Source organism: Methanolacinia paynteri, from assembly GCF_000784355.1.
Classification (GTDB): domain Archaea; phylum Halobacteriota; class Methanomicrobia; order Methanomicrobiales; family Methanomicrobiaceae; genus Methanolacinia; species Methanolacinia paynteri.
Genome location: NZ_KN360936.1, coordinates 32,962 through 39,139 on the forward strand (window position 1 = coordinate 32,962; position 6,178 = coordinate 39,139).

The window sequence follows — 6,178 nt, forward strand, 5'->3', positions numbered from 1 at the left end:
TTGTATGTCGCTGTTCCGTCTGCAGGAAAGAAAACCCTGTATCCGTGGACAAAGGCTGATCTTGCCGTAGTCTCGCAGCAAAGATGGGTCATGACGCCGGTTATCACGAGGTCGGTGACATTGTTCTGCTGCAGGATTAAATCGAGTTCTGTTGTGTAAAAGGCGTCATACTGGCTCTTCCTGATGCGGACAGAGAACGGTAGATCGAGATCCTTATTGAGCTCCGATCTTGTGTCTGTTTCAGCCAGAAGTTCACCCCACCACTCCCCCATCATTCCTGCATCTGCGGGTGTGTTAATGTGAAGTGTACTGATTACAGGGCGTTTTTTTGCAGCAAATGCCTCTGCAAGTTTTTTAATCCGCGGGATTACTGCCGCGGAGGATGGTACGTATGCATGCGAACCAGGATCCGTAAAATAGTTCTGCATGTCGATAACCAGAAGAGCGGAGTTTTCCGGATGAAAAACCTGTTCTCTTTTCCTGTTCATGGCGGCGATCCTCTCTGTCATGAGCATGGATTTTTTATCGATATTTTCAGGTCTGAAATAGCATTCCTTCATGAATCGATCAATATTCTATCACAGGATTTAAGAGAATGGCGGAGGTGCGCAGCCTTGAATATTTTTGTGGAATTCTCCTGAAATATCGAGGATTATCCGTCATTGTTGCGCGTTGCAGAAGACGTCCCGTAAAGGTTCTTTTTTCCTGACCGTAAAAGGCGTATCCGTCTATCGCCGGGTAAGATTTATATTCTGAAGATTGAAATCAGAGATTTTGATTAATTATTAAATGAACAAAGGCAATGGCAAGCAACACATAACCACCGTACTCGGTCCTGTGGAGAGCCTGGAGAGCTATGTTAAGGCCGACTGGTGGAGGGAGATCTTCAACGCGAATTATCTCCGTACTGACGGGGATGTCGTCGATGACGAGAGCATTACGAAAGCCGAAGTCGATTTTTTTCTTTCCCTTTTAAATCCCGGATTTCATGACACTATTCTCGATCTCTGCTGCGGGCAGGGGCGTCACTCGCTCGAACTCGCAGGCAGGGGATACTCGAAGATCTGCGGTCTCGACAGGTCCCATTACCTGATAACCCGTGCAAGGAAGCAGGCGAGAAACGATGGACTGTCCGTGGGATTCAGGGAGGGGGATGCAAGAAAACTCTCTTATCCCGCGGATTCGTTCGACTTCATTCTCCTGCCTGGGAACAGCTTCGGTTATTTCGAGACGAACGAGGACGATAAAAGGGTGCTTAGGGAGGCATTCCGTGTCCTGAAGCCCGGCGGCCGCATACTCCTCGATATCACGGACGGGGATTATCTTCGGGAGAATTTCGTCCCGAGAAGCTGGGAATGGATCGACCAGAACCACTTCGTATGCAGGGAGAGAAGCCTGTCTTCGGACGGCGAGCGGCTGATCACCCGCGAAGTGATAACCCACGTGAAGAACGGGGTTATGGCAGACCAGTTCTACGCCGAACGCCTGTATAATTCGGGCGACATCAGGGCGATGCTTGACGAATGCGGGTATAACTCCATAGAATTTCACGACCCGATTATCACCGACTCGCGGAGGAACCAGGACCTCGGGATGATGGCCCGCCGCCTGATTATCACGGCATCGGTCGAGAAGGAGTGGACCCCGAAGAAAAAGGTCAGCAGGAAGAAAAAGAAGGTTGCAGTCGTACTGGGCGATCCCCGGCTTAGGGATGTGATTAAGCCGTCATGTGTCTTCGACGAGGACGATTACCGGACTATCGGGAGGCTGAAGGAGGCGCTGTCCGAACTCAGGGATTATGAGTTCACCTACTTTGACAACCATGCCTCCATGCTCTCGTGGCTTCGACAGTCAGGAAGCAAAGCGGATTTTGTATTCAACCTATGCGACGAGGGATTCTTAAACGACCCGAGAAAGGAGCTCCATGTCCCTGCGGCACTTGAGATCCTTTCGATCCCGTATACGGGCGGAAACCCCCAGTGTCTCGCCTATTGCTACGACAAGTCGCTTGTCAGGGGTATTGCGAAGGAGCTTGATATTCCCGTTCCGCGTGCATTCGTGATAAACCCGGAGGACAGTTCGTTCATAGAATTCCCGATACACTTCCCGGTGATCGTGAAGCCGAACTTCGGGGATTCAAGCTTCGGGATTACACAGGACAGCGTATGCAGGGATATCTCCGAACTCCAGGATGCAATACTTCGCCTGAAGAGCTTTTCCGGTGACTGCAGCACTGTCCTCGTTGAGGAGTTCCTTACCGGAGGGGATATCAGCGTGGGAATTATTGGCAATCTCCCTGATAAATACGAGGTGCTCCCTGTGATCGAGGAGGACTACTCGTCCCTTCCCAGGGGTTATCCGAAGATTTGCGGTTATGAAGCGAAATGGGACCCGGAGTCTCCTTATGCCGGGATCACATCTATTCCTGCGGATCTGTCTGAAGAGGCCCGGCGCTTCCTCGTTGCGAGCTGCCTGAAGCTCTTCGGGAGGCTCGGGTGCAGGGACTATGCACGTTTCGACTGGCGCATAGATTCGAACGGCACACCCCGGCTCCTTGAAGTAAATCCGAATCCCGGCTGGTGCTGGGACGGGCATCTTGCCAAGATGGCGGGTATTGCCGAGATAACGTATGCGGAAATGCTCGGGATGATCCTGAAGGCGGCCGAGGATCGTATCTTCGGGGACAACGGGAAATAATTTCCTTTTTTTTGCCGTCGTGATTACAAAAAGGCGGATTAGTTTTTCTCTTTTAGTCAATACTCCTGATTCGTAAGTTGTTTCATTATATTTTCTTATCGGGAGATAGTTAGACAAAGGAATATTAAGAACTTCAAACAATATCAGATCAGGAAAGTTTGAAATTCAAATTATTGGACGATCAAAATGGGTTTGACTGAAGAGCTGAATGATAACCTTGTCGAGTTTTTTGACAGGTTTGCTTCCTGGGAGAATTCTGTAATCCAGCAGAGTTCCCTCACTGTTGCCGGAGCCCACGCTATAGAGAAGCTGGGCCACAACGGGAGCATGAGCATGAAGGACCTGTCCAAATCGCTGGGCGTCACGACCGGGACGATTACGGTAACGGTCGACCGGCTTGAAAAAGGAGGCTATGCAGTACGCGATCGTTCTGAAAACGACAGGAGATCGTACATCATCCGCCTGACAGAAAAAGGGAAGGAGGCGTTTTCGGATCATCACAGCCATCACATGAGCCTGTCCGACGAGATCGCATCCATCCTCTCCGAAGACGAGGTGAAAAACTTCGTCGGGATACTTGAGAAGATAAACAAAACAATCTGAAGGAAAAAATATGGGCGTAAAAGAGGAAAATCACAGCGATAGCGTAAGCTGTGGAGAAAATTGCCACTGCGGCCACGAACACGGGCATAATCATGAACATGATCACGGGCATGAAGGGCACGAATGCGGGAGTGCATGCGCATGCGGTCATGATCACGGTCACGAGGGGGGCAACACAAAGGAATATGTCATACTGGCCGCAGCGGGAATTTTACTTGCCGCAGCGATATCGGGAGAATACCTGGGCCTGTCAAACATTTTTGTAAGCTCTTTTGCGGTCCTCTCGGCGCTCTGTACCGGTATCCCGATTATCGTAAGTTCTGTAAGGGGATTGTTGGGCGGGAGGCAGAATGTCTGTGAACTTGCCGGAATTGCGATAATTGCGGCAATCCTGATCGGTGAATATGTCACGGCAGCAGAGGTGGGTTTCATCCTCTCCCTCGGCGAGATCGCCGAAGAATATGCATATGGCAAATCAAGGAGGAATATCGAGAAGATTGCGGCACTGCATCCCGAATACGGCCTGGTAGAGAGGGACGGGGATTTTGTCGAAGTGCCCGTTGACGAGATCGAAGTGGGTGACACCGTTTTAATCAGGCCGGGAGATGTCGTTCCCTCTGACGGTCTCATCATAAGCGGTGCGACCTCGGCCGACGAATCCTGCCTTACCGGGGAGAGCGTCCCGGTGGAAAAAGCGACGGGTGATCCCGTCTACTCGGGGTCGATCAATATCGACGGTGCGGTAAGAATTGAGGTTACGAAGAGGAGCAGGGATTCGACTTATTCGAAGATTGTGGATTTTGTTCGCGAGGCGGAGAAGAGAAGGCCGCCCACGTATCCGTTCATAGAGAAGTTCGCCTCGATCTATACACCGCTGACACTCGTGGTGACCGCTCTTACATGGATCTTTACTGGAAGCATCGAGAGGGCGATCACGATATTGATCGTGGCATGCCCGTGTGCCCTTCTCCTCTCTACCCCTTCGGCGGTCATATCTGCAATTGGTGCCGGGGCCAGGAGAGGAATTCTGGTAAAGAGCGGTTTGTATCTTGAAGAGGCCGGAAAGATTGATTCGGTGATCTTCGACAAGACCGGGACGCTTACCTCAGGAAGGATGAGAGTGGAGACTGTAAGAGCATTCGGGGGTTTCGACGAAGACAGGATGATAAATCTTGCCGCAGCGGCCGAGTGCGGATCCGAGCACCCTGTTGCCGCAACTATATCGGATTTTGCCGGGGAAAGGGGATTGAACGGCAGCGGATGCCTGCAGGTCAAGAGCCGCCCGGGTCTCGGGGTAAAGGCTGAGTCGGATTCCGGGACTATACTCGTGGGAAATATAAGGTTCATGGATGAGTCGGGAGTTTCGGTTCCGCCTTCTGTTTTTGCCGAAATCGAGGAGCTTTCAGCTTTAGGTATAAGTCCTGTCCTGGTCTCGCTTGATAATGAGATCATAGGGCTGCTCGGGGTTGAAGACTCTGTCAGGGATGAGTCTCCGTCGGTTGTCCGCGACCTGAAAGAATCCGGCATAACGAATGTTTCGATCGTTTCAGGTGATAGGAAAGAGATCGCCGAAAGCGTAGCTGATAAGTGCGGCATCGAAAGAGAGAATGTATATTCCGGGATTGCCCCCGGTGAAAAGAGATCGATCGTTGAACAATTCCAAAAGGATGGGAAGAAGGTCTGCTTTGTCGGAGACGGGGTAAACGACGCTCCCGCCCTTGCGCAGGCGAATACAGGCGTCGCGATCGGTTCGCGAAAGAATACCGTTGCGATCGAGACCTCCCATGTGGTTCTACTCGGTGAAGGCCTGAGGCAGATCTTAAGTTTCATCCGGCTTGGCAGAAAGACGGTCCGGACCATAAAGATAAACGTCGCATTCGCCCTGTCGTTTACTTTCATACTGATGGCTATGGCGTTTTTGGGTATAGTTCACCCTGCCGCGGGAGCAGTGGGCCACCAGGCGGCTGTTCTTTTGGTCCTGGCGAATTCGGCGCTGATACCTTTGGGAATGGGCAGGTGGAACTGAGATCAGGACTTTTATGACATTATGACAGGGATATTACGCCAACCCTGTACAATATTTATCGGATATTAACACCTGATAATTCCTGAAGATATGACCAGGTTTTTCCCCGGCGACGTAGTTCTGGCATCGATGAGCCTGAGAGGCCCGGGCGGGAAAAAGGTTCGTCCGGCTGTGGTTATTGGAGAATGCGAAAGAAACTCATTCCTTCTTTGCCCTGTTACGAGCCATATGCCCGAGCGGGGCGACTACCTCCCCCTCGGCCTCGATGCTTTTGAGAAAGGCGGTCTTGATCTCTTTGACGAGAGTTATGTCCTCGTCTCCGAGGCGGGACCGGTTGACGGCAGGTACATCCTCGGGAAGAAAGGGAAGCTTGTCTCATCGCTATTTATGGAAATTTCCGGGAGGGTGAGATTTTGAGCTGCAAAATTACCTTCCGGGAGGTCACAGAAGACGATCTCGAAACCATGAATGATCTTGTCAACGACCCGGATATCTCGAGATATCTCGACCAGATCCCTCCGGTGCCGATGTCGAAGACAATCGATTTCTGGGAGTTCGCCGTGAGCAGAGGGGCCATGTGGTGGGCAATTTTACTTGGAAACGATATCATCGGTAGTGTCGGTGTCGTCCCGGAGGACTCGGACGGAAAGATGTCACACGTCGGCGTCATGTTCGTATATCTCCTGAAAGATTACCGGGGACTTGGTTACGGGGGCATTGCGATCGATCATGCACTTTTTATGGCCGATGTATCCGGGCTAAAGAGGATCGAATGTCTCGTCGCGGAAGGAAACAGCCGTGCGATTGCACTATACCTGGAAAAAGGATTCATTGTCGAGGGAATAAAGAAGG

At 51.3% G+C, this 6,178-nt stretch carries 6 protein-coding genes; 5 read left to right on the plus strand and 1 reads right to left on the minus strand.

Translation table 11 applies throughout. From position 1 onward, the window contains the following. A partial coding sequence (locus METPAY_RS15145) for an isochorismatase family protein (RefSeq protein ID WP_052418760.1) occupies positions 1-560 on the minus strand: 560 nt, incomplete at its 3' end. A 229-nt stretch (positions 561-789) separates the two neighbouring features. Between METPAY_RS15145 and METPAY_RS09605 the strand changes: the two genes are divergently transcribed. From METPAY_RS09605 to METPAY_RS14265, 5 genes are all read left to right on the plus strand, one after another. Continuing rightward, positions 790-2,697 carry a methyltransferase domain-containing protein gene (locus tag METPAY_RS09605; protein WP_048151833.1) on the plus strand — a complete coding sequence of 636 codons (1,908 nt, stop codon included), beginning with the start codon at positions 790-792 and terminating at the stop codon, positions 2,695-2,697. 186 nt (positions 2,698-2,883) lie between these two features. Then, positions 2,884-3,300 (plus strand): MarR family winged helix-turn-helix transcriptional regulator, encoded by a 417-nt coding sequence (locus METPAY_RS09610; protein WP_013328475.1) that lies wholly within the window; start codon positions 2,884-2,886, stop codon positions 3,298-3,300. Between the two features lie 10 nt (positions 3,301-3,310). Beyond that, complete coding sequence (locus METPAY_RS09615) at positions 3,311-5,326, plus strand: heavy metal translocating P-type ATPase (protein WP_048151836.1); 2,016 nt, start codon at positions 3,311-3,313, stop codon at positions 5,324-5,326. Between the two features lie 90 nt (positions 5,327-5,416). Further along, on the plus strand, positions 5,417-5,743 hold the full coding sequence (locus METPAY_RS09620; protein WP_048151839.1) for a type II toxin-antitoxin system PemK/MazF family toxin: 327 nt from the start codon (positions 5,417-5,419) through the stop codon (positions 5,741-5,743). Next, positions 5,740-6,178 (plus strand): GNAT family N-acetyltransferase (locus tag METPAY_RS14265; RefSeq protein ID WP_052418761.1); only part of this gene is annotated, 439 nt, incomplete at its 3' end. The genes METPAY_RS09620 and METPAY_RS14265, both read left to right, overlap by 4 nt.